A 25714-nucleotide genomic window follows, 5' to 3' on the forward strand; every position below is an offset into this window, starting at 1 on the left:
CGCCGACCAGGATGCGCTCTCTGAAAAGGTTGCTAGATTGCGCAACCATTACAACTATCGAGCGGGGCCGGCCGTCTCTTTTGGTAGGTACCGACGGACTGGGAGCGTGCGGATGACAGGCGGTCAAGAAGAGGTGGGCGAAGGCCGTGACGGCGACTCCGCCGTGCGCGGGCGGCGCCGCATGCGCAGCGGTGTCCGGCTCGGCATGGGCGTCGGGCTCACCGTGCTCGTGCTGACGACGGCGGGTGTGGGCTGGGCCTATCTGCGGCTCAACGCGAACATCGACACGTTCACGGCGGACGGCATCTCCGGCGACCGTCCGCCGGTCTCGACCAAGGGCTCCAACGTCCTGGTCATCGGCACGGACGCCCGCATCGACGGCAACAGCGACCTGGGCGGCGGGGACAAGAACGACATAGGGCGCTCCGACACCGCCTTTCTCATGCACATATACGCCGACCACAAGCACGCCGTCGCCGTGTCCATACCGCGCGACACCCTGGTCGACATACCGTCGTGCAAACTCCCCGACGGCAGTTGGACCGAGCCGCAGACCAAGGCCATGTTCAACTCGGCCTATTCGGTGGGCGAGAGCGCCAAGGGCAACCCGGCCTGCACCCAGAACACCGTGGAGAAGCTGACCGGGCTGCGCGTCGATCACACGGTCGTGGTCGACTTCAAGGGCTTCGCGAAGATGACGGAGGCCGTCGGCGGCGTCCAGGTCTGCCTGCCCCAGGACGTCTACCAGAACAACCTCAACCCCAACCGTTCCACCCGCGGTGACCAGATCTTCGCCAAGGGCCCGCAGACCGTCTCCGGCCAGCAGGCCCTGGACTACGTGCGCATCCGGCATGGTCTGGGCGACGGCTCCGACATAGGGCGCATCAAACGGCAGCAGGCCTTCGTCGCCTCCCTCATGAAGAAGGTCAAGAGCGACGGGCTGACCCCCACCAACCTCTTCCCCCTCGCGGACGCGGCCACCCAGTCCCTGACCGTGGACCCCGGTCTCGGCTCGGCCGACAAACTGATCTCGTTCGCCATGTCGCTGAAGGACATCGACCTGCACAACACCAAGTTCGTCACGCTGCCGTGGCGCTACCAGGGCGCACGTGTGGCCATCGTCCACCCGGACGCCGAAGCGCTGTGGGCCGCGCTGAAGGCCGACCGCACCCTCGACGGCCAGGACGCGGGCAGCCACCACGACGAGCAGGCGGACGCGGCATCCCCCGCACCGAGCGGCGCCGTGCCGGTCATCGGTACCGGCATCTCCGTCGCCGTGTACAACGGCACCACCGTCACCGAGCTCCCCGCCCGCGCCGCCGACGCGCTCAAGCAGCACGGCTTCACCGTCACCAGCACCGCCACGGCCATCGTCCGCACCCAGACCAAGACGGTCATCGAGTACGGGCCCGGCCAGCAGGACCAGGCCGAGAAGGCCGCCCAGGTCTTCCCCGGCGCGGAAGTCACCGCGACCGCGGCGGCCGGAATCAACGTCATCCTCGGCCAGACGTACGCCGACGCCCCCCAGCCCGGGGCGTCGACGGCACCCACCACCTCGGCCGCGCCCAGCGCACTGCCCACCAGTGTGGCCGGTGACGCCCGCTCCGCCGACGACGACCCGTGCTCCAACCTCTCGTACGGCTGAGCACGAGCCCGCTGAGTACGAGCTGAGTACGGGCACCAGCCGCCCCACGCACCCCTGAGGAGAACCGCCGTCGAGTGACGGCCCCCGGCCTCAAGGTCCCACGGGCGGCCTCAGGCTCCCACGGGCCGCAGCCGCTGCTCGGGGAACCGGTCGGCGGCGCGGTCCAACTGTCGCACCATCAACTGCACGACGGCGACCATGTCCTGGTCGTCCACGTAGTAGACCTGGCGACGGCCCTCGCGCCGCGACCGTACGAGGCCGGCGAGTCTCAGCTTCGCCAGGTGCTGGCTCGTCGAGGGGAGCGCGCCGCCGAGCCGCTCCGCGAGGCCCGACACATCGCTCTCGCCCTGCGCGAGCGCCCACACGATGTGCAGGCGTGCGGGCGAGGCCAGCAGGCCGAACGTCGCGGCGGCGTCCCTGAGGACCTCGGCGGACGGGTCGGTGAACTCGCCGCTGTCCGCTGCCATGCCGACCGCCCTCCCGTCCCGGCCCGGTCACCTATCGTGCTCGGGCGCGCCCTCAGTGTAGGCACCGGGCCCGGCCCTCGGGGGGATCGGCCGGACCGGGTCCGCCACGGGAACGGCATCAGCGGGGCAGCGTCACGCGGAAGGCGGTGCGGCCGGGGCGGCTGACGACGTCGACGGTTCCGTCGTGGGCGTGGACGACCGCGAAGACGATGGCCAGGCCGAGACCGGTACCGCCCGCCGCCCTGGCGCGGTTGTGGCCGGCCCGGGTGAAGCGCTGGAAGACCTTGGGCAGGAGGTCTTCGGGGATGCCGGGGCCGGTGTCCGTCACGCTCAACTCCGGTGCTCCGGTGGCGTTTTCGCCAAGGCTGAGGGTGACCTCGGTGCCGGTCGGGGTGTGCGTGCGGGCATTGGCGAGGAGGTTGGCGACGACCTGGTGCAGTCGGTGTTCGTCGCCGGTCACCGTGACGGGCTCCTCCGGCAGGTCGAGCAGCCAGCGGTGACCTGCGGCCGCGGCCTGCGCGTCGCTGACCGCGTCCAGCACGATCCGCGTGAGGTCGACGGATTCCCGCGCGAGCGGCCGGCCGGCGTCCAGGCGGGCGAGCAGGAGCAGGTCGTCGACGAGAACGGTCATGCGCTGCGTCTCGGACTGGATGCGTTCCAGCGCGTGCCGCACCTCGCCCGGGACGGGCCCGCCGTGCCGCAGCGCCAGTTCGGCGTGGGCGCGGACGGTGGCGACGGGGGTGCGCAGTTCATGGCTGGCGTCGGCGGCGAAGTGGCGCAGCCGCTCCTCGCCCGCCTGCCGCTGGGCGAGCGCGTCCCCGACGTGGCCCAGCATGTGGTTGAGCGCGGCGCCGACCTGGCCGACCTCGGTACCCGGATCGGTGTCGGGGACCGGGGCGGGCATGGCGATCTCGCCGCTGGCCAGCGGCAGCCGGGTGACCTCGGTCGCGGTGGCCGCCATCTTTCGCAGCGGCCGCAGTGAGAGGCGTACCCACAACGCACCCGCGATGCCGGTGGCGGCGAGGGTCGCGCCGAACACGACGGCCTCGACGATCTCAAGACGGTGCACGGTCTCTTCCACCGGCTCCAGCGGCAGACCGGTGATAAGTACGTCGCGGTCGTCGCCCGGGACCGCCAGCACCCGGTAGTGGCGCAGCGTCGACAGCCGGATGTCGTGGCCCCGCCCGTCCACCGGCACCGCCGCCAGGGACGCGCGGTCCGCGGCGGTGAGCGGCACCGCGGCGTCGGCCTGGTCGTGCACCACGGCCGCCTGGGTGGTCTCGCCGCGCAGCAGCCGCGCGCCGAACGTGCCGTTCGACTGCCCACGGGTGTCCGGCTGGTTGTCGGCGTCCGGCTTCTCGCCGCGTTCGAGGCTGGCCGCGAACCGGCCGCCGGACGCGCTGAGTTGCTGGTCCAGGCGGCTGACGAGGAAGCCTTCGAGGGCGAGCACGGTCGTCACCCCGACGGCCAGGCAGGCCAGCGCCAGGAGCAGGACCAGGCCCGCGGTGAGCCGGGCCCGCAGGGTGCGGGGGAGGGCCCGCCGCTTCACGAAGGGTCAGGCTTCAGTACGTAGCCGGCCCCGCGCACCGTGTGGATCAGCGGTGTCCGGCCCGCGTCGATCTTCTTGCGGAGGTAGCTGATGTACAGCTCGACGATGTGCGCGCGGCCGCCGAAGTCGTACGACCAGACCCGGTCCAGGATCTGGTCCTTGGACAGCACGCGGCGCGGATTGCGCATCAGGAAGCGCAGCAGCTCGAACTCGGTCCGGGACAGGTCCACGAACCGGCCCGCCCGGCTGACCTCCATCGCGTCCTCGTCCATCACGAGATCACCGACTACGAGCCGGTTCCCGCCGGGCTCGCGCGCCATGCCCGCCCGGCGCAGCAGCCCGCGCAGCCGGGCCAGCACCTCCTCCAGGCTGAACGGCTTCGTGACGTAGTCGTCGCCGCCCGCGGTGATGCCCGCGATGCGGTCCTCGACGGAATCGCGCGCGGTCAGGAACAGGACGCAGACGCCCGGCAGGTCGGCCCGCATCTCGCGCAGCAGGCGCAGACCGTCCATGTCGGGCAGCATCCAGTCCAGGACCACCGCGTCGGGACGGAAGGCGTACGCCGTGCTCAGCGCGCTCGCCCCGTCGGCGGCCGAGCGGACGTCCCAGCCCTCGGAGCGCAGGGCGCCGGACAGCACCTCGGTCAGGTCGGGCTCGTCGTCCACGACGAGGATCCGTACGGGGCTGCCGTCGGACCTGCGCAGCACGGGAGGTGATGATGGGTTTTCCATGGTGCCCACAGCATCCCCCGGGCGCCCCGCCCACGGGCGACCGGGGCCCTCTGAGTTTCCTCTGAATCACCTATGGATCCGGCCCCGGCCCCGCCCTTTCAGGTGAAGGTTCAGGAGGCGGGTCGCGCGGGCGGGGCGCCCGTGGTCGCCGCGTCGTACAGGGCTTCGGTCGCGGCGCCGAAGTAGGCGCTGTAGGAGATCTGCGGGGTGTTGCCGCCGGTGTGGTAGCCGCCGATGACCCCGATCACCGCCCAGCCGTCCGGCCACGGCACCAGCATGGGCCCGCCGCTGGTGCCGCCCACGAAGGCGTCGCAGGCGATGCGCGGGAAGGTGCCCGGGTCGGCCGGGTCGTCGCTGGCCCACTTGGTGGTGAAGCTCCAGCACTCCAGCGGCTTCTGCGCACCGCCCGGGTACCCGATCATCCGCACCGGGGCGTGCAAGTACCCTGTGCCAGTGAGCAGTTGCACCCCGCCGGTCGCGTCCTGGAGCCGGGTGCCGTTCTGGTTGGGCTCGGTGACGGCGAACCCGAAGTCGTACTCGGCTCCCGCGTGCTCGCCCAGGTCGTAGTACCGCTGCGAGACGTACACGCCGTTGCTCTTGATGGGGAAGATGCCGAAGGGCTTGAGCCCGTCGTGGTACTGCGGCACGAAGCCCAGATGCCGCTTGGGGGAGGTGCCGGAGTACCCCTTGAGGCAGTGTCCGGCGCTGAGCACCAGGTTGTGGCCCGGGCTGCGCACCACGGAGCCGCTGCACGTGCGTCCCGTACCGGAGGCGTCGGTCCAGAAGAACGTGCCGGCCTGCGGGATGCCGTCGAAGCTGCGGCTCGGTGGGATGTGCTCGCCGGGCCGGGGCCCGTCCACGGCGGGGGAGGCGGCATGGGCCCCGGCACCGGCGCCCCGGCCCGGATCGCCGGGCAGCGCGGCCGTCATCCGGGCCGCGGTCCAGTAGGCGCCGAGCTCGGCCGCGACCGGGTTCGGCGCTGCCGGGGTTCCGTCGGCGAAGGCCGCCGGGGCGAGCCCGGCGCCGAGCAGCAGGGCGGCCGCGAACGTCGCGGCAGGTCGGATGATCATGGTTCTACGCACCATCAGTTCCCCTCTGGCCGGACACACATGACGGCTCACCATACGGGTGGCCCGGTTGCGGGCAGAAGTGCCGCGCGTGGCCGGAGGCCGGCGATGTGGTGACGGGGTGGTCCCACCGACCGGAACGAGCCGACCGGACCGGGGTCACCGTGCCAAGTCGTCGGTGTGGTGCGGCCCGAAGGCCTGGTGTGCGGCGCGCCGCCACCGGTTGGCGGGGAGGCCGGGGCGCAGCACGGCCAGCGCGCCGCAGTACTTGGTGAACACGGCGGGCCGCACCTGATGGGCGTGCAGCAGCCGGTCCGCCACGGTGAGGTGCTCGGCGGACTTCGTCTCCACCAGGACGAGCCCGGTGCGGCTGCGCACGGTGCTGCCGCTGCGCAGGTCGACGCAGACCAGACCGGCATCGCAGGTGATGCGCTGCCCGTCGGCCACGAACGTCGTGCGGAGGTAGTCCGTGGCGAGGGAAGGACGCAGCGACGTGGGTGCCTCGATCGCGTAGGCGCGGTGCAGGGTGTCGGCGAGGAAGGCCCGATGCGCGGCGCCGAGCGGGCTGTCCGTGCCGGTCAGCGCCCGGCGGTGTTTGACCGTGTCGCCGCGGCCGCCCTTGAGCTTGATCTCGAACTGCCGCTCGCCGCTGTCCTCGTAGACACGTTCGCGGATCTTGAAACGGAGCCGTCGGCCCTGGCGGTGGTCGTGGAAGGAGCGCAGCCCCGGGGTGTCGTAGTACACCGAGTGGTAGCGGAAGGCGCGGCGCCCGTCGATGGCCAGGGCCCGGAAGGGCCCGCCGGGGTGCTGGGCGTCGGTGAGCCGGCCGATCACCCGCAGGAAGGTGGGCGCGGGCACCAGATAGCTGCGGTCGAAGCGGGTGAGCAGGGAGGAACGCTCATTGAGCTCGGTGAGCGAGATGGGGTCGGCCGCGTGCGCCGCCCCGCCGACGGCTCGTACGGCTTGCGGGACCGGCGGCGCCGTCTGAGCGGTCGGTTGCGCGGTGCACGAGGCGGCCGATGCCCCGCGGTCCGACGGGCCGGTTGTCCGAGTGGTCGTCCGAGTGGTCATGCGGCGTCCAGCGCGGGCGTGACCGGGCGCAGCGCCTCGGCGGTGTCGGCCTGTTCGACGCCCGGCCTCGGTTCGGGTTCGCGGTAGCGGACGTCCACGACCATCAGGTCGCGTACGAAGTCGATCTCCATGACGGTCCAGTGCAGGGGCTCGCCCAGGCGCCGCGCGAGGTCTGCCCGCAGGGCGGCGGGGTTGCTGTGGACGGTGTCGAGCGTGATGACGGTGCGCCGGGCCCGGGCGAACAGCCGGGGGTGGTCGGCCGCGTAGACCACAAGCAGCAGTACGGCGCTCAACGTGGCGGCCATGGCGAGTCCGAGGCGCGGCAGACCGCAGATGAGGCCGAGGACGAGCGTGGTGAAGTAGTAGGCGACTTCCTCGTGTTGGACGGCGTCGGAGCGGAGCCGGATGATCGACAGCACTCCGAAGAGGCCGAAGCCCAGCGCCATACCGCCCTTGCCGCCCACCTCGGCGAGTGCCGCGACGATGGTGAACAGGGCGACGTTCAGGGCGAGATACGCCGGCACCAGATCGCGGCGCCGGTGCCGCGGGTAGTAGATCGCGAACGTGAGCAGGCAGATGGCGCTGAGGTCGAGCCCCAGATGGGTGGCGAGGTGACGTAACGAGTCCATGGCTTCGCTCCCTGTGCGTGTGCCGGAAGAGAACCCAGACTCTAAGAGGCCGGAGGGTGAACGTTCGCCACCTTGTCAGCGAACGCAACGGATCATTGATGTATCCGAGTGGTAAATGTCCAATACGGCACCCTGGCTGTCCCGTTCGGCCCTCTTGGCACGGTCGAATCCGCTATGTTTTCGGGCCCCGATGTCAGCTCGCGACCACCCTCAGCAGGCGGCATAGGCAGATCGCTATGGCCGCGTTCACCCGAAGGCTCTTGGACGGCGGCGGCCCGAGCCTGTTGTGCTGGGGCCATGCGAGACAACATGACACGCCTTGCCTTCCCGCGCCGTTCCCGTACGAAGTGGCCCGCCGCGCTGCTCGCCCTCGCGGTCCTCACGACCGGCACCGCGTCCACGGTGCAGGCGGCCGAGGCCGCGGACCGGGGTCCGGGCGGCACCCTCGTAACCCCGTCGGTGCGGGGCCCGTTCGACGCGCGCGGTGTGAACGGCGAACTGAAGCGCCTTGAGGCGACGCATCAGGTACGGATCGGGGCGTACGCCCTCGACACGGTTACCGGGCGGACCCTCACGTACCGCGGCGACGAGAAGTTCCCCTCCCTGTCCACCTTCAAGGCGATGGTTTGCGCCGCTGTTCTCGACAGAGGGCGGCGCTCGGAGCCGGGGCTGCTGAAGAAGGTGGTCCACTGGAAGCAGAGCGACGAGGTGCCCACTTCGCCGGTCACCGAGGGGCAGGGCGAGAAGGGGATGACAGTGGCCCAACTCTGCCATGCGGCCATCACCCGGAGCGACAATACGGCGGGCAATCTGCTGCTCGACCAGATCGGCGGCCCGCGGGGCCTGACCCGCTACTACCGCTCCCTCGGTGATCCGGTCTCCCGACTGGACCGCCGGGAACCCGAGTTGAACTACTGGAAGCCGGGCGAACAGCGCGACACCACGACCCCCGCGGCCATGGGGCGCGACCTCGGCAAGGTCTCCCTCGGAAACGGCCTGGTGCCCAAGGACCGGGCCCAGTTGAACTGCTGGCTCCGCGCCACCGTCACCGGCGGTGAGCGCATCCGGGCCGGGCTGCCCAAGGACTGGACCGTCGGCGACAAGACCGGCACCAGCGATTCCTACGGAGCCGCCAACGACATCGCCATCGCCTGGCCGCCGTCGGGCCACCCCGTGATCATCGCGATCTACACCAACCACACGACCGCCGACGCCAAGGCCGACAACGCGGCCATCGCCGCCACCGCGAAGGCCCTGGTGCGCGGCCTCGGCGTGCGGACCCCCTGACGACGAGGGCAGCCCAGCCCATCGCGCCGCCCATCAACTATCCGGTCCCCCTCATACGCAACGAGGAGCTGAGGATCGCATACGTTCCCCGGCAGCCTCCCGGCGCGTCCTGGCGTGCTGCTGATGCCCGGTTCTGTCAGGGTCGGCCTGGTGCCGCATACCCGCGTGGCGCCATCGAACGGCACCCCTCGCACAAGGAAGTGAGAGCACGGCATGGAGAAGTTCTCGCTGGAAGCAATCGCCCGAGCGCAGCTGACGGCCGCCCGGGGCGCGGCGTCGGGGCGCGGTGCCTCCACCGTGGTCGGTGGGCACGAGCGCGTACTGCGTCAGACGGTGATGGCCCTGACCGCGGGCAGCACGCACGGTGAACACGGGCTCGGGGGCGAGGCGACCCTGCTGGTGTGGTCGGGCCGGATCCGGCTGGCCGCCGGCGCGGACACCTGGGAGGGCCGGGACGGCGATCTGCTGGTCGTGCCCGCCACGGCACACACCGTCGAGGCGCTCGAAGACTCGGCCTTCCTGCTGACGGTGGCGATGTCCCGGCCCGGTCCGGCCTGACCCGGCTGTCGAGTCGTGATGCGGGGCGGCCACCGTGGTGGCGGACTGTCCGCCCGCCACCACGGCTACCACGAGCGCCCGCCCCCGGCGCTGTCCGCGTGGGTTCAGTGCGTCGCGGTCAGTACGGGCTGGAAGTGGTGGTTGGTCTGGCAGCCGAGGTTCTCGTAGGTGTTGACCTTGGTCGCCGGGTCGGTCTTCACGAGCCGGTACTTGCAGGCTCCCTTGATGTGTTCGCCGCTGATGCCGCCGGGGAAGTCGATCTCCTTGTTCCAGAGGTACGGCGACTGGTACCCGTTGAGGTGGGCGGTCGCGTTCACGTCGATGCCGCCGGGGGCCTCGATCTCGTACACCCACCCGGTCTTCGCCGCACCGTAAGTGGCGAACTTCTCCGCCACCCACTTCTCGCAACTGGTGCTGACATGCGCGGTGTTCTGGCCGCCGCCCTTGACGATGTACTCGGCGAGCGGGGTGAGCGATTCGCCTCGCGGGGTGAACCCGTCGTCGAAGAGCTGCTGCACGTTGTCCCGGGTGTCGCCCCGCCACAGCGTGTTGGCATCGTCGCGCCACTGCCAGTTCTCCTTTGCCGCGGCCTGCCAGACGGCCGGAGCGATGGCCGGGGAGGTCGTGGTGCGCCACCAGTCCCAGGAACGGAACCAGCCGGCCGGCCCGCAGGGACCGGTGTCGGGGGCCGGTGCCTTCGCCGTGACCGTGCGGTGGACGGTCGCGTCAGCAGGGGCGGCGACAGTCAGGGAAGCGGAGGCGAGGGTGGCGGCGGCCAGGACGCGCAGAGCTGCCTTCAACATGGTGGAGCCCATCTGTTGATCAACAGGACGGGCCTTTTATAACGGTGTACGCATCACCCATCGGAAGGAATGGACGCCGGGTCACCCCCAAGAGGGAACAGTCATACCGCTCCCGGCCGGCCCCGGTTCGCCGAGGCCAGGTCGGGTCCGCGGCAGGCCTGACTCCATTACGGGGCGGCCCCTGACAGGCCCCTGAGGCCGGCCCGGCACGTCTCGTTCGCGCGGGCGATGAGCGCGGGGCGCGCACGGAGGACCCTGGAACGGCCGTCCGGAGAAGACCAGCTGAAGGCCGAACAGGCGGTGTGCGGACTCGTTCTGAGCGCGGTGGCCGCGATCGTCAACGGCAAGCACCTGCGGTCGCTCTTCGCCGCCCAGCAGGATCACCCTCCAGCAGGCCCGGCGGAACTCGGCGCGTACGCAAGCCAGTTGAGCCCGATGAGCCTGCTGACGCAGCCGATGGGAGGCGGCCGGGTTTCACCGCGGAACCATGTGGCCGCTTTCGCCCTGAGCGTGATCGGTGTACCGGGGATCCCGATGGTGAAGCGTACGAGTATGACCCTGTCCATAGCCCATCTCAGCGACCCGCACCTCACCACCGGCGCACTGGCCGGCGCCCCGGCGGCAGGCCTGAGCCGCGCGCTCGGCGGTGTTCTCGCTCTTGATCCGTTGCCGGACGCTGTGGTCATCACGGGCGATCTCGCCGACCGGGGCCGTCCCGAGGAGTATGCGGCGCTGCGTGAAGTGATCGGCGGATTCCCGTTGCCGCTGAATCTGGTCGCGGGCAACCACGACGATCCCCGGGCTCTGGTGGACGCCTTCGGTGGCACCGACCTCCTGGGTGGTACGGAAGACACGCACTATGTGGTGGACCACCCCGCCGTCACCGTCATCGTGCTGGACTCGAAGGTGCCCGGCTCGCCCGGCGGGCGTCTGGGGGCGGCCCAACTGGCCTGGCTCGACAAGGAACTTGCTCACCGGCCCGACGTTCCGGCGCTTGTGTGCCTGCACCACCCGCCGATTCCGATCGGGATCCCCTTCCTGGACGGGATGCGACTGACCGACGGCGATCGCCTGGCAGATGTGGTCGGCCGTCATCCGCGTGTGGCGCGCGTCCTGGCCGGACATGCCCATCGATCCGTCACCGCCGCCTTCGCGGGCAGCACCCTGGCCATCGCTCCCAGCACCTACCTCCAGAGCGGCCTCGCCCTGCGTAACGAAGTTCCCAACTACCTCGCGGAACCCACCTCGTTCCTCCTCCATCTCCATACGGGAACCATGTGGGCCACCCACACCGTGCCCGTCAGCCACGCGGCCGCACCCATCGCCCTCTATTGACAGTGCGCGCGGACAGCTCCGGCACGGCGGCACCCATGTGACTGGCGTCACATCGACCCTCGTTGACCCTCACATCAGTGTGAGGGTTTGAGGATTGCCTCATGTCGATAAGCGAAGCACAGACCGCAGTTGATCCTCGGAGCGCCGTCAAGAGTCAGCGAGCGGAGACGCAGAAGCAGACGCAGAAGCAGACGCAGAAGCAGACACAGAAGCTGCCTCTTCTTTCTCTTCTCGCGCTGGCCATGGCCGTGTTCATCACCAGCCTGACCGAGACCCTCCCCGCCGGACTGCTGCCCGCGATGAGCGCCGACCTGCGGGTCAGCGAGTCCGCGACCGGGCAGACCGTCACCGTCTATGCGATCGGTACCGCGCTGACTGCCATCCCGCTGACCGCGGCGACCGCGCGGTGGCGGCGCAAGCGGCTGCTGCTGGCCTCGATGGCAGGGTTCGCCGTCGCCAACACGGTCACCGCCCTTTCGGGCAACTACCCTCTGACGATGGCGGCGCGGTTCGTCGCCGGCGTGGCCGCGGGGCTGGCCTGGGCGCTGCTCGCCGGGTACGCCCGCCGACTGGCCCCCGCGCACCTCCAGGGCAGGGCGATCGCGATAGCCATGTCCGGTATTCCGGTCGCCCTGTCGCTGGGCGTGCCGGCGGGCACCTTCCTGGGCAAGGCCCTCAGCTGGCAGGCCGCCTTCCTGGTCATGACCGGACTCACCCTCGCCCTCCTCGGCTGGATCGGCGCCGCCGTCCCGGACTACCCCGGCCGGCGTCAGGGCGACAGGACCCCGATGCTCAGGGCGCTGCGCGTCCCCGGAGTCGCTCCGGTCCTGTTCGTCACCCTCGTATTCGTCCTCGCCCACACCATCCTCTACACCTTCATCGCGACATTCCTCGACGGACTCGGCATGGGCGGCTCCACCGACCTGGTGCTCCTCGTGTTCGGCGCGGCCTCGCTCCTGAGTATCTGGACGGTGGGTGCCCACATCAGCCGCCGACTGCGCACCCTGACCATTGCCGGCATCCTGCTGATCGCGGCGGCGGCCGCTCTCCTGGCCGTGCTGTCCGACAGTCCCGCCATGGTCTATGCGGCCGTCACACTCTGGGGGCTGGGCTGGGGCGGTGCCCCAACGCTGCTGCAGACCGCGGTGGGGGACGCGGGCGGCGACGAGCACCTGGATGCCGCGCAGGCCATGCTGGTGACCTTGTGGAACGTGGCGATGGCGGGCGGCGGCATCGTGGGCGGTGTCCTCCTCGGCGCCCTGGGGTCCGCCTCCTTCCCCTGGAGCATCCTGGTCCTGCTGGCCCCGGTCCTGGCGGTGGTCCTGGCCGCCCGCACCCACGGTTTCCCCGCCCGGCGCGGAAGTGCTGTCTGATGGTCGCGCGTCCGGGGCACCACGGCGGGTCCGTGGTGCCCCGGACGCGCGGCACCGACGGTTGCTCGCGCGCATGTCACATGGTGAATCCGATGTGCACGTGGTCGTGGTGGGTGTCGTCGGAGAAGAACTGGTTCGCCGTCGCGCCGCCCGCGAGCTGTACCGGGCCGCCGACGTTGTACGAACCGGCCGTGGCGGCGGCCCGCATGAATTCGGTGATCAGCGTGCGGGAGGTCGCCGGGTCCACCACGGGATGGCCGTCGATGCGCCACACGTCGAAGGCCCTGCCGAGCGGATGGTCGCTGGGGCGGTTGGTGCCGAACACGTCCAGCGGGTGTCCGGAGCGTACGACGCTCACCGACAGCCGGTAGGTGCCCGCCAGTTGGAGCATCGCGTGCAGCACGCTGTCGTGCACGGCCCCGCTGCGGATGTCGGCGGCGGAGGCGGGCGGCAGCTCGATCCGCGACTGCGCGAACACCTCCCGAGCCGCCTCGTCCAGCGCGCCGGGCGGGCCGGGAGACGCGAGGTGCAGCGCGGTGACGCCCCAGCCCGACGAGGTGCGGCTGAGCCGTACGTCGACGGTGGTACCGCCGGGCCGGACGGTCCTGCCGGTCCGGGTGGGCTGGTCGCACACCACCAGGACGCTCGCGGTGTCGGACAGGATCCCGCCGTACTGGGCGTCGATCACGCGGACGACCGCCGCCTCCGCCGTCGGCATCAACGAGCCTGCCTGGCCCGCCAATTGGGAGGCCAGCGTGGAAGGGATGCCCAGCGCGGCGCCCCGCGCCGCCGCCGCTCGCCCGCCTCCCTGCCCGGCCGGCCAGGTGCCGAGCGCCTCCACGAGCCGGACGGCGGCCAGCTTGGCCGCGGGCTCGATCTCGCCCGGCCCCGGCTGCCACACCACCGCCGCCGGCAGTTCCGGACCAGGGCTCGACGCGGCGACCGCTGTCGTATGTGAGCCGGGAGAAGAGGAAGTGCCCGCGGGCGACGACGACTTCGCTTCGTTCGAGCAGCCGGCGGCACACATACACCACGCCGCCGTGCCCAGCAGCAGCGAACGGCGTGCGAGAGGCCCGGGCGGGTGCTGGCGGAGCGGGGGAGGCAGGGCCATGGCAGGCTCCTCGGACGCGGGGGCGTACGGAACGCCGCCAGTATCCGCCCCACACCCCCGCCCGGCGGTGAACCCCGCCGGGCCCTGCCCGGATCCGTACGCGCGGACCCGTCTCGCCCCTGACACACATGGGGCAGCCCCCAGCGTCCGAGGCTCGACATGTGGGAGCCCCCGCGCCGGAGGTCCGGTGCGGGGGCTTGGATGACGGGTGTGGCCGAGTGCTTCTTCCAGTCGATGAACCGGAGCCGGGCCCTACTTCCAGTAGATGCCCTGGCCGAGGGTGAAGGGGTCACCCCAGTACTCGGCGGACGTGACCTGCGTCGCGGACGAAGGCGCCAGGGCGACGGCGCAGCTCGTCTGCGTCCGGCCGTTGGTGAAGCCACTCGGCAGCGTGTTGGTGGGGCACTTGTCGAACTTGCTGATGAACATCAGGTCCTGAGCCTCGGTGCCGTCCCCGAGCAGACCCTTCATGTGGCCCACCGACGCGAACGACAGGTCGGTGGTGCCGACGTTCTTGACCGAGTAGCGGACGTAGTAGGGGACCTTCCCCTTCGCCTGGTCACCCAGCTTGAACTGGGCCAGATCACTCGCCTGACCCTGATCGATCGAGGTGACGGTGAGGGCTATCGTGCCCTTGGTCTTGCCGGAACTGAACGGGATCTGCGCGGGCTGACCGATCTTGAAGCTCTGCCCCGCCTTCGCCGTGCCGCCGTCTGCGGCGGGGGCGGACGCGCTGGGCTGCGCGGGCTGGGCGGAACCGCTGGCGGGCGGGTTGGACGCAGTGCCGCCCCCGCCCTTGTCGTCGCCGTTCTGGCAGCCACTCAGGGCCAACACCCCGGTGACCGCCAGACCGATGGCGCCGTATGCGGTCCGCCGCATGCCGAAACTGCTCACTGTTCTCCCCCATGTGTGACTGTGGACCGTCAAGCGATCTCTGTGATCACACTTCTTAGTGCAGGAACGCGGGGTACCGCCAGGCTCGTAACCGTTCCATGACCTGCCCCATACGTATGTGGGACGTGCTGATACGTATGTGGGACCTCCCGCTTGCCGCAGGTGGGGCCCGTACGGTCATGATGGGAGCCGCTGCAACGATCGGAACATGAGGAGTGCCATGGCTCGCGGGGTCCACCAGCCGTTGGAGAACGAAGAGTTCGACTTCATCCTTGCGATGACCGACGGCCCCGTCCTCGCGTACTTCTGCGGGACCTGGCCGAAAGCGGTCAAGGCGTGCAAGGAGATGGATCCGGTCGTGAGCGACATCGCGCAGGAGTACGCGGGGCGTCTGACGGCCGTCAAGGCCGACATGACCCGCTGCCCGGGCCCCGTCCAGCGGTACGGAGTCACCGCCGCACCCTCCCTTGTCCTGATCGAGCGGGACGAAGTGACAGCGGCCGAGACCGGCCCCATGGACCGGACCGCGGTGAAACACTTCCTGGACACCCACCTCTGAGCCGTCGGCGACAGCAACCTCCGAACCGTCCGCGACCGGGCAGCCCGGTGCATGACGGCTGGAGTCAGGCCTTGGTCGCCACGGTCACCACGAGCGGCGGGCACAGCCGTTCGGCGGCCCAGTCGTGGCCGCGCACATGGTCCGGGTCGGCGATGTCCTCCGCCTCGTCCGGTGTCGGGTGGTGCTGCGCCACCGGCGTGAACCCGGCGCGCTCCAGGAGGGCGCGGATCGTGGCGGGCGGCCATGCGTGGTTCCGCACGGTCTCCCAGGTCCCGTCGGTGCGGCGCAGGCGTACGACCAGGGGCTGGCCCGGCCGGTAGGCGACACCGGGCTCGCCGACCCGCAGCGAGGTGTACTCGATGCCGCCGCAGGCCGGGTCCGTGGTCAGCAGGACCAGCGGGGCGCCCGGCCGCAGCAGCCGGTGGATCTCACCGAACACGCCGAGGACGACCTGCTCGTCGGGCAACGAGGCAAGGACGTGGTTGCACATGGCCGCGTCCGCGCAGGCATCGGACAGCTCACCGGCCCGGCCGTCGGTGACCAGGTGGTACTCGGCACCGGGCGTGGCCTGTCGGCGGGCCAGGGCGAGCATCTCGGGGGAGGCGTCCACGCCGATGATCCGCATGCCGAGCCGCCGGGCGGCGTGGTCGGCGACGTGCCCCGGCCCGCAGCCGAAATCCAGCAGCGCACCGTCCGGTGGGCTCTTCTCGGCCAGCGCCCGGAAGACGAACGGATAACCAAGCAGCCAGTCGGTCGTGGCCTCCAACGATGCGAACGCTTCCGCGCCCTCGCGCCCGGACCAGGCCGGGCCCGGGCGCGAAGCCGACCGCTCGCCCGCTTGGTCCTTCGGCATCGCGTGGTCCCGTCTCTCGGATGCGTACGCGGCACACGTTGTCCATCATCGGCTCCACCCGCGCGGCGCGCACGCCACCATGCGCTGTGTGTGGCGCGTCCATAGGGGCAGCTGCCGGGCCGGGTCAGTGACCCTGTGACGGAGGCGGTGCGGGAGAGAGCCTTTCGATGGCCACCATGGCGGCGTCGTCGCCCAATGTGCGGGTCGCGGTGTGGGCGAGGAGGTCCTCGCGGAGGTGGCGCAGCAGGTCATCGGGACCGGTGCCGTCCCACGCGGCGGCACGGTCGGCCAGCGGGTAGAACCTGCCCGCCTCGTCGCGAGCTTCGAGAACGCCGTCGGTGTAGAGGAGCACGATGTCACCCGGCTCGAAGGGGAAGCGCTGCGCGGAGAGCCGGTGCTCGGTGAGATCCGCGAGACCCAGCGGCGGCGCCGGCTGGTCCACCGCGAGGGGAGTCGCGCGGTTGCCGCGCAGCAGCAGGGGCGGGGGATGGCCGCAGCTGACGAGGTGGAGCTCCCGCCCGTGGTCGGGCACCTCGAGCAGGGCGGCGGTGATGAACGCCTCGCCCTCGGATTCGTTGCCGGCGGCGTGGGCGTCCTCCAGGTCCGGCGCGACCGCCCGCTCCAGGTAGCTGACCAGCTGCGGAAGGTTGGCCTCCTGATGGGCGGCGGCCCGAAAGGCGCCGAGGACGAGGGCCGCGTCCCCAACGGCCTCAAGGCCTTTCCCCCGTACGTCACCGATGATGAGCCGGGTCCCGTGGGGGGTCCGGGCGGCCGCGTACAGGTCGCCGCCGATCTGCGCGCCGGCCTCGGCGGCCAGGTACACGCTGGCGACGCGCAGCGGGCCGATCCGTTCGCGCAGCGGTCGCAGCACCACCTGCTGAGCGGCCTCGGCGACCCACCGCAGCTGTACCAGTTCCTTCTCGTGCACCTCGCGAAGATGGGCGAAGAGCGTCACGAACACCGAGATCAGGATCAGCGCGATGATCTGGGAGGCGTGGTTGAGATCCGTGACGCTGCCGCGCACCATCGCGACGACCACCTGGGCCAGAACGGCGACGGCGCCCATGCCCCCCGTGACGCGGGGCCCGGCGAAGGAGGCGGTGACGGCAGGAGCGGCCGACAGCAACGGGCCGAGGTGCACAGCGGGCGGTGCGAGCATGTCGGCCACCGTGACGAGTGCGATGAGCGCGAGCGGTACCGCCAGCAGTGCATGACGCGGTGTCCGCGAGCTGTGGCGACCGGCGCGCCGTGGCTGAAGATCCATCGCTCCTGCATACACCGCGTTGCCTTCCGCACCGGCCACGCCTGGCCGACCGGGAAACCGCGGCGCCCGTGCAGCCACCCGCGTGGATGGAGAGGGGCATCGATGCGGGCTGCGGTCCGTCGATCACGACCGACCGGCCGAACCCCCGTACGCCGCTCACCACCGTATGTCGATCGCCATCCAACGGACCGAACCCCGTAGCACGGGAGCGACTGACCAGGGGGGAGACTGATCACGCAGAGGACCGAGCGCGCGGAAGAGTGTGTGCTCGGCACACACTGCGAACACCGGCACCGGTTGAAGCGCGGGCCCATCCGGGCCAGTCGGCCGACCAAGCGAACACGGAGAGCAAGCCATATGGACAGGTCACATGACTCCCGCTGGGTGTCCACCCCCGCGATCCACCGCGACGCCGTGCTGACGGAGACCGCCAGGTTCGTGGCGGCCGTCAAGGGGGCGAGCCTGGCGACCCCCGTGCCCAGCTGCCCCGGCTGGACCCTGCTCGACCTGGTCAGGCATACGGGAAGTGTGCAGCGCTGGTTCTCCACTCTGCTGCTTCAGCGCGTCCAGGAACGGCCCCGTAGCCGCGACGTGGAGCTGGCCCTGCCGCCGAGCGAAGACGGCTACCCCGGCTGGCTGGAGGCGAGCTCGGCGGTGGCGGCCGAGGCGTTCGCCGCCACCGACCCGGACGCCCCGATGTGGGTGTGGGGCGCCGATCCCCACGCCAGGTTCTGGATCCGCCGGATGCTGTTCGAAACGCTGGTGCACCGAGCCGACGCGGACATCGCCGTCGGCCTGCGACCGGTGATCGACCCCGCTCTCGCGGCCGACGGGGTGGACGAGTTCCTGGCCAACCTGCCGTTCGCCGCGTCCTTCGCCCCCAAGACCGCCGACTTGCGCGGCCACGGCGAAACCATTCGGTTCCGCTGCACCGACAGGGCCGGCGACTGGCTGGTCCGCCTGCGCCCCGACGGCTTCGGGCTCGTCGAGAACGGCACGGCCGCGGATACGGAGGCGACACATCCGGCGGACGCCACCGTCCAGGGCGCCGCCGCCGATCTGCTGCTCCTCATGTACGGGCGCCTCGACCGCAGCGCGGAAGCCTTCGAGACCACTGGGGACGACAAGCTGCTCACACACTGGTTCGCGAACTCCGAGTTCTGAGTTTTATGACCTCCGAGGTAATCGACGGGCGTCTCTCTCCGATGACACTCTCAAGCCATCGGGCCAGTTGATTGCGTCGGCCGGAACATCCCACCCCCTTCGCGCGAGGAGAGCGTCATGAGTGACATCGAAGCGACCGTGGAAAAGTACGTCGCGAGCTGGGAGGAGCCGAATGCCGAACTGCGCCGCCAGGTTATTTCGGAGCTCTGGGCAGAGGACGCGATCTACAAGAATCCCTTCGTGGAATTCCGCGGTCGCGATGGCGTCGAAGCCGCGGTGACGCAGGCGTACGACCTCTTCGTCACCAAGGGCTACACGTTCAAGGTGGTCAAGCTGGACACCAGCCAGGACGCCGTGCGCTACACCTGGGAGATGACGCTCCCCGGTGCGTCGGAGCCGGAGGCGGTCGGCACCCAGGTGGTCGTTCTCGACGAGAACGGCCGCATGGCCAACGACCATCAATTCATCGACAAGGCGCCCACCGGCATGGAGGAACTGGTCCACGTCGGCCTCGACGTCTGATCGGGTCCGCCGGGGCCCGGCGGACCAGTTGTCCCGAGGCAGCCGGGCGGGGCCGATCCCGCCCGGCTGTGCGCGGTCGGCCGGGCTGACGTATCGGCCGGCTCCGTGAACATGCGGTCGTACGGGGCCAGTTGACGCAGAATGGCCCCGGGTGAACGCCTGGACGTCCGTTGGAAGACCGAGGTGAGGAGCAGATGACGGTGACGACGACGGCCCCGCCGCTTGTGCGGTCCCTCGGTGATCTACTGCGGCAGTGGCGCAAGCACCGCCTGCTCAGCCAGCTCGACCTGGCCACCCGGGCGGAGATCTCCCCGCGCCACCTGAGCTTCATCGAGAACGGCCGCTCGGCGCCGAGCCGTGACACCGTACTGCGGCTGGCCGAGGCCCTCGGCCTGGAACTGCGGGAACGCAACCCGCTGCTCCTGGCCGCCGGGTACGCCCCGGTCTACCGGGAGACCGGCCTGGAGGCGCCCCACATGTCGGCCGTACGGGACATGGTGCGCCAGGTGCTGGCCGCCCACGAACCGTATCCGGCCGTCGTCCTCGACCGCTACTGGAACCGGGTGGACGCGAACGACCCGGCCTGGTTGTTCGGACTGGGCGTCGCTCCGAGGCTGCTGGAGGAGCCGGTCAACCTGCTGCGGGTGAGCCTGCACCCCGAGGGCATGGCGCCCCGGATCGCCAACCTCGGCGAGTGGCGCGCCCACCTGCTGAGCCGACTGCGCCAGCAGGTCACGATGACGGCCGACCCCGAACTGGCCAGACTCTACGACGAGTTGATCCGCTACCCCTGCGACCAGCCGGAGCCCCGAGTCGAACTGCCCGGCCCCGGTGAGATCGCGGTCCCGCTCCGGCTGCGGTACGAGGGCCGGGAACTCGCCTTCTTCAGCACGATGGCCACCTTCGGCACGCCGCTCGACATCACCGTCGCCGAGCTCGCCATCGAATCCTTCTTCCCGGCCGACCCCGAGACCGCGGAGGTGCTCCGCACCACCAACTGGCAGGCGGCCGTGGGTTCGACGCGGGGGTAACCTCCGCGCCGCGCTCGGGCGGGGCCCTCACTGCGGTTCGGGCCACGCGAGCTTCTTGGCATCGTGGGTCCAGGCCGCAGTGACCATCATGCATGCGGCCGCGCCGCCCACCACCATGAGCGTGGCAGGCGCCGGGCACGAGGGACCGTAGGGACTGCCGCCCGCGGCAGCGACCGATCAGCCGGTCGCCGAATCGCTAGTTGTGGCCGAACTTCCGCGGTTGCTTGTGGGAGACCTCTGGCGTCGGGCGCTCGGGTTCGTGCACGGTGGGGGGCTTCGCCTGCTCCTTCACTTCGGAGGTGGCGATGCGTTCATGGCCGCCGGTGCGTGCTCCCCGGTTCTGGCGGGTCTGCTTCTTGCCCATGGTGGTGGCCTCCTGTCGGGCACGTCGGAGGGTGTGCCGGGCCACTACCAACCTCGCACGTACGTACGAAGATCGCATGTTGGCCAGGAGCAGGGCCGGGCCCACGACCAGGGCCGGATGTCGGTGGCGTCAGTGGGTGCCGAATGCCCGCCGGTGGACCTCCGGTGGCAGCTTCCCGCGCGCACTCACCCTGACCACCGCACCCGGCTCGACCTGTCGGCCGGGGAGCGGGGAGCGTTGCCGGCCTGAGCGATGGATGCCGTGCGATGCGTACGTGAACTGCCCGGTCTGGCAAGGGAGTTGAAGCGCTGACCGGATGGCCGGGGGCCCGAAGTCACCGCCGCTGTGCGTACATCCTGCGCTGCGAGGCGCTGTCGTCCATGAGCGCCTCCATGACGAGCCGGACTCCGCGGGCGAGGCGGCCCAGTTGCTCCAGTTCCAGCGCGTACATCCTGATGGTGTTCTCGATGACGGACTCGGCCACGCCCAGGGTGGGCAGTTCGGCGCGGCTGGTCTGGAGGGCCACGCGTACGGCACGGATCTCGTGCTGGAGCTGGAGCTGGGCGTGCCGGGCGAGGAGGACGTGGTGGCGGGTGAGCGGCGAGTAGCCGGCGTAGCGGGCCGGCAGCAGGTCGCGCAGCCAGCGGGTGGCGGTGCGTTCCCAGTCGCGAGTCCCGGGCGATTTGACCTGGCAGGGCCAGTCCGGGCTGAGCGTGGGGGCGGGGGCCGTAGAGGGCATTCTCGTCGCTTCCGATGATGACGAACTCTGATCGAGAGAGGGGGGCGGCCTCGGCTCAGGGGTTAGCCGAGGCCGCCATGGGCATCCACCGGATCCGACAGCCTGGATCGGACATCCAGCGCGACGTGAGGAGGAGGGGCGTCACGCTGGCTGTTCGTTCTCAGAGGGACTGGGGTCGCTCTCCTTGGCGTGGGGGGATCGGTGGTCGCCGTCATTCAGTAAACATATATACCGTTGAGTAAACAAGGGTATGAAAAAATTCATGCGCGCCCAGGGTGTGAAGATCCTGCGGAGCGGGCCCGGCGAATCGGGCCTAGAGGAAGAAACCGTGCTGGTCGGCGGCCTGCTCGTACTCTTCGAGCCGGGCCTGCGTCCGCTCCGGGTCGGCGTCGGCCATCGCCTGGAGGAGGGCCGCGGCGAGTACTCCCGGCGCCGCGTACGAGTCGAACACCAGCCGTGAGCCGGTACCGGCGGTGAGGGCCACATCGGCCTCGTCGACGAGCGGGCCGAGGGTGGTGTCCGTGATCAGAGCGATGCGCAGCCCGGCGCTGCGGGCCGCCCGCAGCGCCGCCAGTGTCTCCTTGGCGTGCCGGGGCATGGCGAAGGCCAGCACCCAGGTCCCGCCCGCCGAACGGGACTGGAGCAGCGCGTCATAGGCGACGCTGCCGCCGCGCGTCACCAGCCGCACATCGGGGTGGATGCGCCGGGCGGCGTACGCGAAGTACTCCGCGAGCGACACCGAGATCCGCAGCCCGAGGACGGTCAGCGGCACCGAGCCGGCCAGCTCGCGGCCGATCTCCAGGACCCGGGTGGTGTTGGCGACCAGCCGGCGCACGTTCTCCAGGTTCTCGATCTCGGCGTCCACCGCCGCCTGGAGCTCGTTGTGGCGGCTCTCCTCGCGGCTCCCGGGGGAGCGGGCGACGGCGCTCAGGGCGATGGGTTGCAGTGCGTCCCGCAGGGCGGGGTAGCCGCTGAAGCCGAGGGAGGCGGCGAACCGGGTCACGGACGGCTGGCTCACACCGACCCGTTCCGCGAGTTCGGTGATCGAGAGGAAGGCGGCCTCGGTGAGGTGATCGATGAGGTACTGGGCGATGCGCCGCTGTCCCGGGGAGAGGCGGTGGCCGTCGAACAGTGCACGGACCCGGTCCGCCGGGGCGCGCCCCTGGTCCGAGGGTCGCCCGCTCGGCGTGATCGCAGCCGCCTGGGCGCGTGCCTGCTGCCCCGATGACACCGGCGGGCCTCCTTCTCATGCCATGTGTGCTCAAAACATAGCTCACCCTCGTGGCGGTCCGGCCCGGATTCCACCATTGACCTGGACACTTCCGGCGTGCGGCGCTGATGCCTGACAGGGGATCAGTTGGCTTCGGCGGATCCGCCGACGCGCCGCCGACGCACTGCTGACGGCGGGTCAGCAGGAGGTACGGCTCGGCATGGCGGGCACCAGGTTCGGAGACCATGGGCGGTCCGGAACACGTGGCGCTGCGGCCGAGGTAAACCCGGTGGGGGTATGGTCGGCCCCTGAAGCGCAGGACCCGTACACGAGCGCACAGAGCGCATGACTCGTACAGGATCGAGAGAGGGCCGAGCCAGCCGTGGACCGCAGGCGGACGCACAGGACGGGGCCGGCCCGGCTGCTCGTGCTCTGCGCCCTGCTGTTCGGGCTGTTCTCCATGCACGGGGCTCCGACGAATCCCGCCGCGGGTTGTCATGGCGAGATGGCGATGCCCATCACCGCACCCCTGGATGTGGGCGATGCGGCCATGTGGGGCGAGCGCATGGGCGCCGCCACCACCGCCACCGCTGTCCTCACCGGGACGGGTGGGGAGCTATGTGTGTCCACCCCCGCCCGGGACCGGCTGCCGTTCGCCGCAACGGGTCTGCTCGCGGCGCTCGGTGGGCTGGTCCTGGTCGTGCGATGGCTCGCCGGGTGTCGTACGAGCCTGTGTGGGCCGGGCCGACGCGGACCCCCGCTCGGCGGCCGAGGTCTGCTCCTTCAGGTGTGCATCGCGCGGACGTGACAGGCACCCATCCGGTTCGGCCGCCCGGCCGGACCGGACGAAACGGCCTGCCCATTCGCGCGCCGCAGACGTGGCGTGTCCACCTGGAAAGAACCTTTGATGTCCGCAGCTCACGCTTCTCTGTCCTCCGCTGCCCGCCACCGCAGGCTCGCGGCCGCCGGCACCGTCGCCGCGCTCGCCCTGACGCTGGCGGCCTGCGGTTCCTCCGACAACGCCAAGTCCGACGGCGCGGCCATGTCCGGCATGAACCACGGCTCGACCGGCACCCCGGCCTCCGGCGGCACCTTCAACAACGCGGACGTGGCGTTCGCGCAGCAGATGATCCCGCACCACCAGCAGGCCATCGAGATGGCGAAGCTCGCCGACGGCCGCGCCGCCGACCCGGAGGTCAAGGACCTGGCCACCGCGATCGAGCGGGCCCAGGACCCTGAGATCACCACGATGAAGGGCTGGCTGAAGTCCTGGGGCAAGCCGCTCCCGTCGGCTCCGATGGGGGCCATGCCCGGGATGAACCACGGCTCGTCCGGCTCGTCCGGCACCGCCGGGATGATGTCCGACCGGGACATGAGCGACCTGAAGGCGGTCACGGGCAAGGACTTCGACAAGAAGTTCGCCCAGCTCATGATCGGCCACCACCAGGGCGCGGTCGCCATGGCCAGGAACGAGCAGCGCAGCGGCGCCAACACCGACGCCAAGAAGCTCGCAGGCGATGTCATCACGGCACAGACCGCCGAGATCGAGAAGATGAACCAGATCATCGACCGGCTTTAGCAGCGCTGCGGTGGCCCTCCTCATGACGTCGACCCGCGTTGCCGGGGAGGGCGCGGCCGCAGGTGTGTGGGCCGGTCCGCTGGGACCGGCCCACACTGCCCGGTTCGGGTGCGCCGGCATCAGCTGGTGTCCCAGCCGCCGCCCTGGTCTGTAGGGGTGCCGGCCGGAGTCGAAGAACCGCGCCCGCGAGGTGGCCGCTATGACCCCGCCAGTTCGTGCACGGTCGCCATGTCGCTGAAGGGGATCAGTTCCTCGCCGACGATCTGGTGGGGCTCGCTGCCCTTGCCGGCGATGAGCACCGTGTCGTCGGGGCCCGCGGCGGACAGGGCGAAGCCGATGGCCTCGCGGCGGTCGGCGAATCGTTCGTACGGCGTGCCGGTCGCCGCCAAGCCCGGCGTGATCTGGTCCAGGATGGCCCCCGGGTCTTCGTTGCGGGGGTTGTCCGAGGTGAGGACACACAGATCGGAGTGGGTTCCGGCGATGGTCCCCATGTCGGCACGCTTGGTGGTGTCCCGGTCTCCACCACAGCCGAAGACGGTGATGACCCGTCCGCGCGCGAAACCGCGAATGGTGGTGAGGACCTTGTTCAGGGAGTCGGGTGAGTGGGCGTAGTCCACGATCACCGAGGTGCCGCGCGGGGTCCGGAACCGCTCGAAGCGGCCCGGGACGGGAGGCATCCGGTCCAACGCGTCGACCAGCGGGCCCAGTTCGTGCCCCAGGACGTGGCAAGCCGCCATGGTGGCCAGCGCGTTGGCCACCGAATACCGGCCCGGCACGGGGATCGCGGCCGGATACTTGCGCCCGTCGTGGTGCAGGGTGAACCGGGTGCCGCGTGCGTCCACACTGAGGTCGGTGGCCCGGTAGTCGGCCGGGACGTCAAGGGCGTACGTGGTCACCTTGCCCGGCATCAACGCCTGGATCCTGCTGCCCACGGGGTCGTCGGTGTTGACCACGGCGTGCCGGCAAAGCCCTTGGAACAGGCGGAGTTTGGCGTCCCGGTAGCTCGCCATGGTTCCGTGGTCGTCCAGGTGATCCTGCGTCAGATTGGTGAAGACCCCGACGTCGATGAACGTGGCGTCCACCCGGTGTGTCAGCAGGGCCATGGAGGTGGCCTCCAGCACCACACTGTCGGCTCCCCGGTCGCGCATGCGGCCCAGCAGGTACTGGAGGTCCGGTGACTCCGGCGTGGTCAGCACCGATCGCGGCATCGGGATCGGCTCGTCACCGATCCGGTTGCCGGCCGTCCCGATGACGCCCACCCGCGCGCCCTCGGACAGCCGCAGCGCGGACTCGACCATGTACGACACCGATGTCTTCCCGTTGGTGCCCGTGATGGCCACCATGTCCATGCCCCGTCCCGGTTCGCCGAAGTAGCGGGCGGCCACGACCGCCGCTGCCTTCCTGGTGTCCGGCACCCGCACGGCACACGCCCCCGAGGCCGCCCACACCGATTCGGGAATCATCGGTGCACCGCCGTCGACGAGTACGGCCGCGGCGCCTCGTGCGAGGGCCGGTGCCACGGCGTCCGGGCCGCCTTCACGGTGGCCGGGCACGGCGATGAACAGCGAACCCGGGGTCACCCGGTGGGCGTCGAAGGTCATGGCCGCGGTGATCAGTGTCTTGTCCGGGTCACCCCGGAGGACCTGGTACTCCTGGCCTGCGAGCAGCTCGCTCAGCTTCACAATGATCCCTTCGAGGTGGCTCGACCCGGTCGTGCGGCCGTCGCCAGGCGGCAGCGCCGACGGTGCGCCGGAAGCTGCGGTGATGATGTGGAGCAGGTGTCGCGGACACGCGTGAGGGGGAGCCGGACGTGAGGGCTCAGTCCTGAAGAAGACCTGCGGTGCTCTGCAACGAGCACCGGGCGGGAAACCCGGTCCCGGGCAGGGACGGTCGAGAATCGCTAACCGTG

At 70.7% G+C, this 25714-nt stretch carries 26 protein-coding genes; 11 read left to right on the forward strand and 15 right to left on the reverse strand.

The window, feature by feature from the left end; translation table 11 throughout:
• Positions 1-112: 112 nt before the first annotated feature.
• The gene (locus ACIBK6_RS09735) at positions 113-1645 is read left to right on the forward strand and encodes an LCP family protein (RefSeq protein ID WP_399050347.1); all 1533 of its coding nucleotides are present in this window, start codon (positions 113-115) and stop codon (positions 1643-1645) included.
• Positions 1646-1755: 110 nt separating this feature from the next.
• On the opposite strand, the gene ACIBK6_RS09740 is transcribed toward ACIBK6_RS09735, so the two are convergent.
• The 6 genes from ACIBK6_RS09740 to ACIBK6_RS09765 all read right to left on the reverse strand — a co-directional run bounded on the left by ACIBK6_RS09740 (position 1756) and on the right by ACIBK6_RS09765 (position 7159).
• Positions 1756-2112: an ArsR/SmtB family transcription factor gene (locus tag ACIBK6_RS09740; protein WP_399050348.1), complete on the reverse strand. Its 357-nt coding sequence runs from the start codon at positions 2110-2112 to the stop codon at positions 1756-1758.
• 118 nt (positions 2113-2230) lie between these two features.
• On the reverse strand, positions 2231-3661 hold the full coding sequence (locus ACIBK6_RS09745) for a sensor histidine kinase (protein WP_399050350.1): 1431 nt from the start codon (positions 3659-3661) through the stop codon (positions 2231-2233).
• Positions 3658-4392, reverse strand: coding sequence for a response regulator transcription factor (locus ACIBK6_RS09750; protein ID WP_399050352.1), 735 nt, complete (start codon positions 4390-4392; stop codon positions 3658-3660). Before ACIBK6_RS09750 ends, ACIBK6_RS09745 begins: the two co-directional genes overlap by 4 nt.
• A gap of 110 nt (positions 4393-4502) precedes the next feature.
• A complete protein-coding gene (locus ACIBK6_RS09755) occupies positions 4503-5462 on the reverse strand; it encodes a trypsin-like serine peptidase (protein WP_399050353.1) in 960 nt (319 codons plus the stop codon).
• A 156-nt stretch (positions 5463-5618) separates the two neighbouring features.
• Positions 5619-6530: a polyphosphate polymerase domain-containing protein gene (locus tag ACIBK6_RS09760; protein ID WP_399050355.1), complete on the reverse strand. Its 912-nt coding sequence runs from the start codon at positions 6528-6530 to the stop codon at positions 5619-5621.
• On the reverse strand, positions 6527-7159 hold the full coding sequence (locus ACIBK6_RS09765; RefSeq protein ID WP_399050357.1) for a DUF4956 domain-containing protein: 633 nt from the start codon (positions 7157-7159) through the stop codon (positions 6527-6529). Before ACIBK6_RS09765 ends, ACIBK6_RS09760 begins: the two co-directional genes overlap by 4 nt.
• Before the next feature lie 297 nt (positions 7160-7456).
• On the opposite strand from ACIBK6_RS09765, the gene bla reads away from it, so the two are divergent.
• Entirely contained in the window at positions 7457-8446 is a 990-nt protein-coding gene (bla, locus tag ACIBK6_RS09770) for a class A beta-lactamase (RefSeq protein WP_399050359.1), read from the forward strand.
• Positions 8447-8659: 213 nt separating this feature from the next.
• A complete protein-coding gene (locus tag ACIBK6_RS09775; protein ID WP_399050361.1) occupies positions 8660-9004 on the forward strand; it encodes a LuxR family transcriptional regulator in 345 nt (114 codons plus the stop codon).
• Between the two features lie 104 nt (positions 9005-9108).
• On the opposite strand, the gene ACIBK6_RS09780 is transcribed toward ACIBK6_RS09775, so the two are convergent.
• Positions 9109-9807, reverse strand: a complete 699-nt coding sequence (locus tag ACIBK6_RS09780) for a hypothetical protein (protein WP_399050363.1) — start codon at positions 9805-9807, stop codon at positions 9109-9111.
• A gap of 228 nt (positions 9808-10035) precedes the next feature.
• Here ACIBK6_RS09780 and ACIBK6_RS09785 point away from each other — a divergent pair, with 228 nt between their 5' ends.
• Together ACIBK6_RS09785 and ACIBK6_RS09790 are read left to right on the forward strand one after the other, a co-directional pair.
• Positions 10036-11142: a phosphodiesterase gene (locus ACIBK6_RS09785; RefSeq protein ID WP_399050364.1), complete on the forward strand. Its 1107-nt coding sequence runs from the start codon at positions 10036-10038 to the stop codon at positions 11140-11142.
• Between the two features lie 101 nt (positions 11143-11243).
• Positions 11244-12515: an MFS transporter gene (locus ACIBK6_RS09790; protein WP_399050366.1), complete on the forward strand. Its 1272-nt coding sequence runs from the start codon at positions 11244-11246 to the stop codon at positions 12513-12515.
• Between the two features lie 76 nt (positions 12516-12591).
• Here ACIBK6_RS09790 and ACIBK6_RS09795 read toward each other — a convergent pair whose 3' ends face one another.
• Positions 12592-13626, reverse strand: a complete 1035-nt coding sequence (locus ACIBK6_RS09795; RefSeq protein ID WP_399050368.1) for a hypothetical protein — start codon at positions 13624-13626, stop codon at positions 12592-12594.
• A 252-nt stretch (positions 13627-13878) separates the two neighbouring features.
• A complete protein-coding gene (locus ACIBK6_RS09800) occupies positions 13879-14505 on the reverse strand; it encodes a hypothetical protein (protein ID WP_399050369.1) in 627 nt (208 codons plus the stop codon).
• A 235-nt stretch (positions 14506-14740) separates the two neighbouring features.
• Between ACIBK6_RS09800 and ACIBK6_RS09805 the strand changes: the two genes are divergently transcribed.
• On the forward strand, positions 14741-15079 hold the full coding sequence (locus ACIBK6_RS09805) for a thioredoxin family protein (protein WP_399050370.1): 339 nt from the start codon (positions 14741-14743) through the stop codon (positions 15077-15079).
• Positions 15080-15143: 64 nt separating this feature from the next.
• Here ACIBK6_RS09805 and ACIBK6_RS09810 read toward each other — a convergent pair whose 3' ends face one another.
• On the reverse strand, positions 15144-15932 hold the full coding sequence (locus ACIBK6_RS09810; protein ID WP_399050371.1) for a class I SAM-dependent methyltransferase: 789 nt from the start codon (positions 15930-15932) through the stop codon (positions 15144-15146).
• A gap of 124 nt (positions 15933-16056) precedes the next feature.
• Positions 16057-17196, reverse strand: a complete 1140-nt coding sequence (locus ACIBK6_RS09815; RefSeq protein ID WP_399050372.1) for a PP2C family protein-serine/threonine phosphatase — start codon at positions 17194-17196, stop codon at positions 16057-16059.
• Between the two features lie 357 nt (positions 17197-17553).
• Between ACIBK6_RS09815 and ACIBK6_RS09820 the strand changes: the two genes are divergently transcribed.
• The 3 genes from ACIBK6_RS09820 (at position 17554) to ACIBK6_RS09830 (ending at position 19913) form a co-directional block, all read left to right on the forward strand.
• Positions 17554-18360 carry a maleylpyruvate isomerase family mycothiol-dependent enzyme gene (locus ACIBK6_RS09820; protein ID WP_399050373.1) on the forward strand — a complete coding sequence of 269 codons (807 nt, stop codon included), beginning with the start codon at positions 17554-17556 and terminating at the stop codon, positions 18358-18360.
• Between the two features lie 117 nt (positions 18361-18477).
• Positions 18478-18882: a nuclear transport factor 2 family protein gene (locus ACIBK6_RS09825; RefSeq protein WP_399050375.1), complete on the forward strand. Its 405-nt coding sequence runs from the start codon at positions 18478-18480 to the stop codon at positions 18880-18882.
• A gap of 194 nt (positions 18883-19076) precedes the next feature.
• A complete protein-coding gene (locus ACIBK6_RS09830) occupies positions 19077-19913 on the forward strand; it encodes a helix-turn-helix domain-containing protein (RefSeq protein ID WP_399050376.1) in 837 nt (278 codons plus the stop codon).
• Between the two features lie 196 nt (positions 19914-20109).
• Here ACIBK6_RS09830 and ACIBK6_RS09835 read toward each other — a convergent pair whose 3' ends face one another.
• The 3 genes from ACIBK6_RS09835 to ACIBK6_RS09845 all read right to left on the reverse strand — a co-directional run bounded on the left by ACIBK6_RS09835 (position 20110) and on the right by ACIBK6_RS09845 (position 22247).
• Complete coding sequence (locus tag ACIBK6_RS09835; RefSeq protein ID WP_399050377.1) at positions 20110-20277, reverse strand: hypothetical protein; 168 nt, start codon at positions 20275-20277, stop codon at positions 20110-20112.
• Between the two features lie 334 nt (positions 20278-20611).
• Entirely contained in the window at positions 20612-21016 is a 405-nt protein-coding gene (locus ACIBK6_RS09840) for a hypothetical protein (RefSeq protein WP_399050378.1), read from the reverse strand.
• 313 nt (positions 21017-21329) lie between these two features.
• A complete protein-coding gene (locus ACIBK6_RS09845) occupies positions 21330-22247 on the reverse strand; it encodes a MurR/RpiR family transcriptional regulator (RefSeq protein ID WP_399050379.1) in 918 nt (305 codons plus the stop codon).
• A gap of 361 nt (positions 22248-22608) precedes the next feature.
• Here ACIBK6_RS09845 and ACIBK6_RS09850 point away from each other — a divergent pair, with 361 nt between their 5' ends.
• Together ACIBK6_RS09850 and ACIBK6_RS09855 are read left to right on the forward strand one after the other, a co-directional pair.
• A complete protein-coding gene (locus ACIBK6_RS09850; protein ID WP_399050381.1) occupies positions 22609-23034 on the forward strand; it encodes a hypothetical protein in 426 nt (141 codons plus the stop codon).
• A 99-nt stretch (positions 23035-23133) separates the two neighbouring features.
• Entirely contained in the window at positions 23134-23805 is a 672-nt protein-coding gene (locus ACIBK6_RS09855) for a DUF305 domain-containing protein (RefSeq protein WP_399050383.1), read from the forward strand.
• A gap of 197 nt (positions 23806-24002) precedes the next feature.
• On the opposite strand, the gene ACIBK6_RS09860 is transcribed toward ACIBK6_RS09855, so the two are convergent.
• Positions 24003-25487, reverse strand: a complete 1485-nt coding sequence (locus ACIBK6_RS09860; RefSeq protein ID WP_399050385.1) for a UDP-N-acetylmuramoyl-L-alanyl-D-glutamate--2,6-diaminopimelate ligase — start codon at positions 25485-25487, stop codon at positions 24003-24005.
• Between the last annotated feature and the right edge of the window lie 227 nt (positions 25488-25714).

Source organism: Streptomyces sp. NPDC050485 (assembly GCF_044458185.1).
GTDB lineage: Bacteria > Actinomycetota > Actinomycetes > Streptomycetales > Streptomycetaceae > Streptomyces.

Bases quoted from the DNA above. Each gene is read 5' to 3' on its own strand.
- bla (WP_399050359.1), top strand. From the start codon at position 7,457: ATGCGAGACAACATGACACGCCTTGCCTTCCCGCGCCGTTCCCGTACG.
- ACIBK6_RS09835 (WP_399050377.1), bottom strand. From the start codon at position 20,277: ATGGGCAAGAAGCAGACCCGCCAGAACCGGGGAGCACGCACCGGCGGC.
- ACIBK6_RS09760 (WP_399050355.1), bottom strand. From the start codon at position 6,530: ATGACCACTCGGACGACCACTCGGACAACCGGCCCGTCGGACCGCGGG.
- ACIBK6_RS09750 (WP_399050352.1), bottom strand. From the start codon at position 4,392: ATGGAAAACCCATCATCACCTCCCGTGCTGCGCAGGTCCGACGGCAGC.
- ACIBK6_RS09755 (WP_399050353.1), bottom strand. From the start codon at position 5,462: ATGATCATCCGACCTGCCGCGACGTTCGCGGCCGCCCTGCTGCTCGGC.
- ACIBK6_RS09805 (WP_399050370.1), top strand. From the start codon at position 14,741: ATGGCTCGCGGGGTCCACCAGCCGTTGGAGAACGAAGAGTTCGACTTC.
- ACIBK6_RS09780 (WP_399050363.1), bottom strand. From the start codon at position 9,807: ATGTTGAAGGCAGCTCTGCGCGTCCTGGCCGCCGCCACCCTCGCCTCC.
- ACIBK6_RS09825 (WP_399050375.1), top strand. From the start codon at position 18,478: ATGAGTGACATCGAAGCGACCGTGGAAAAGTACGTCGCGAGCTGGGAG.
- ACIBK6_RS09820 (WP_399050373.1), top strand. From the start codon at position 17,554: ATGGACAGGTCACATGACTCCCGCTGGGTGTCCACCCCCGCGATCCAC.
- ACIBK6_RS09815 (WP_399050372.1), bottom strand. From the start codon at position 17,196: ATGGATCTTCAGCCACGGCGCGCCGGTCGCCACAGCTCGCGGACACCG.
- ACIBK6_RS09775 (WP_399050361.1), top strand. From the start codon at position 8,660: ATGGAGAAGTTCTCGCTGGAAGCAATCGCCCGAGCGCAGCTGACGGCC.
- ACIBK6_RS09765 (WP_399050357.1), bottom strand. From the start codon at position 7,159: ATGGACTCGTTACGTCACCTCGCCACCCATCTGGGGCTCGACCTCAGC.
- ACIBK6_RS09855 (WP_399050383.1), top strand. From the start codon at position 23,134: ATGTCCGCAGCTCACGCTTCTCTGTCCTCCGCTGCCCGCCACCGCAGG.
- ACIBK6_RS09740 (WP_399050348.1), bottom strand. From the start codon at position 2,112: ATGGCAGCGGACAGCGGCGAGTTCACCGACCCGTCCGCCGAGGTCCTC.
- ACIBK6_RS09840 (WP_399050378.1), bottom strand. From the start codon at position 21,016: ATGCCCTCTACGGCCCCCGCCCCCACGCTCAGCCCGGACTGGCCCTGC.
- ACIBK6_RS09790 (WP_399050366.1), top strand. From the start codon at position 11,244: ATGTCGATAAGCGAAGCACAGACCGCAGTTGATCCTCGGAGCGCCGTC.
- ACIBK6_RS09735 (WP_399050347.1), top strand. From the start codon at position 113: ATGACAGGCGGTCAAGAAGAGGTGGGCGAAGGCCGTGACGGCGACTCC.
- ACIBK6_RS09800 (WP_399050369.1), bottom strand. From the start codon at position 14,505: ATGCGGCGGACCGCATACGGCGCCATCGGTCTGGCGGTCACCGGGGTG.
- ACIBK6_RS09785 (WP_399050364.1), top strand. From the start codon at position 10,036: ATGAGCGCGGGGCGCGCACGGAGGACCCTGGAACGGCCGTCCGGAGAA.
- ACIBK6_RS09830 (WP_399050376.1), top strand. From the start codon at position 19,077: ATGACGGTGACGACGACGGCCCCGCCGCTTGTGCGGTCCCTCGGTGAT.
- ACIBK6_RS09810 (WP_399050371.1), bottom strand. From the start codon at position 15,932: ATGCCGAAGGACCAAGCGGGCGAGCGGTCGGCTTCGCGCCCGGGCCCG.
- ACIBK6_RS09795 (WP_399050368.1), bottom strand. From the start codon at position 13,626: ATGGCCCTGCCTCCCCCGCTCCGCCAGCACCCGCCCGGGCCTCTCGCA.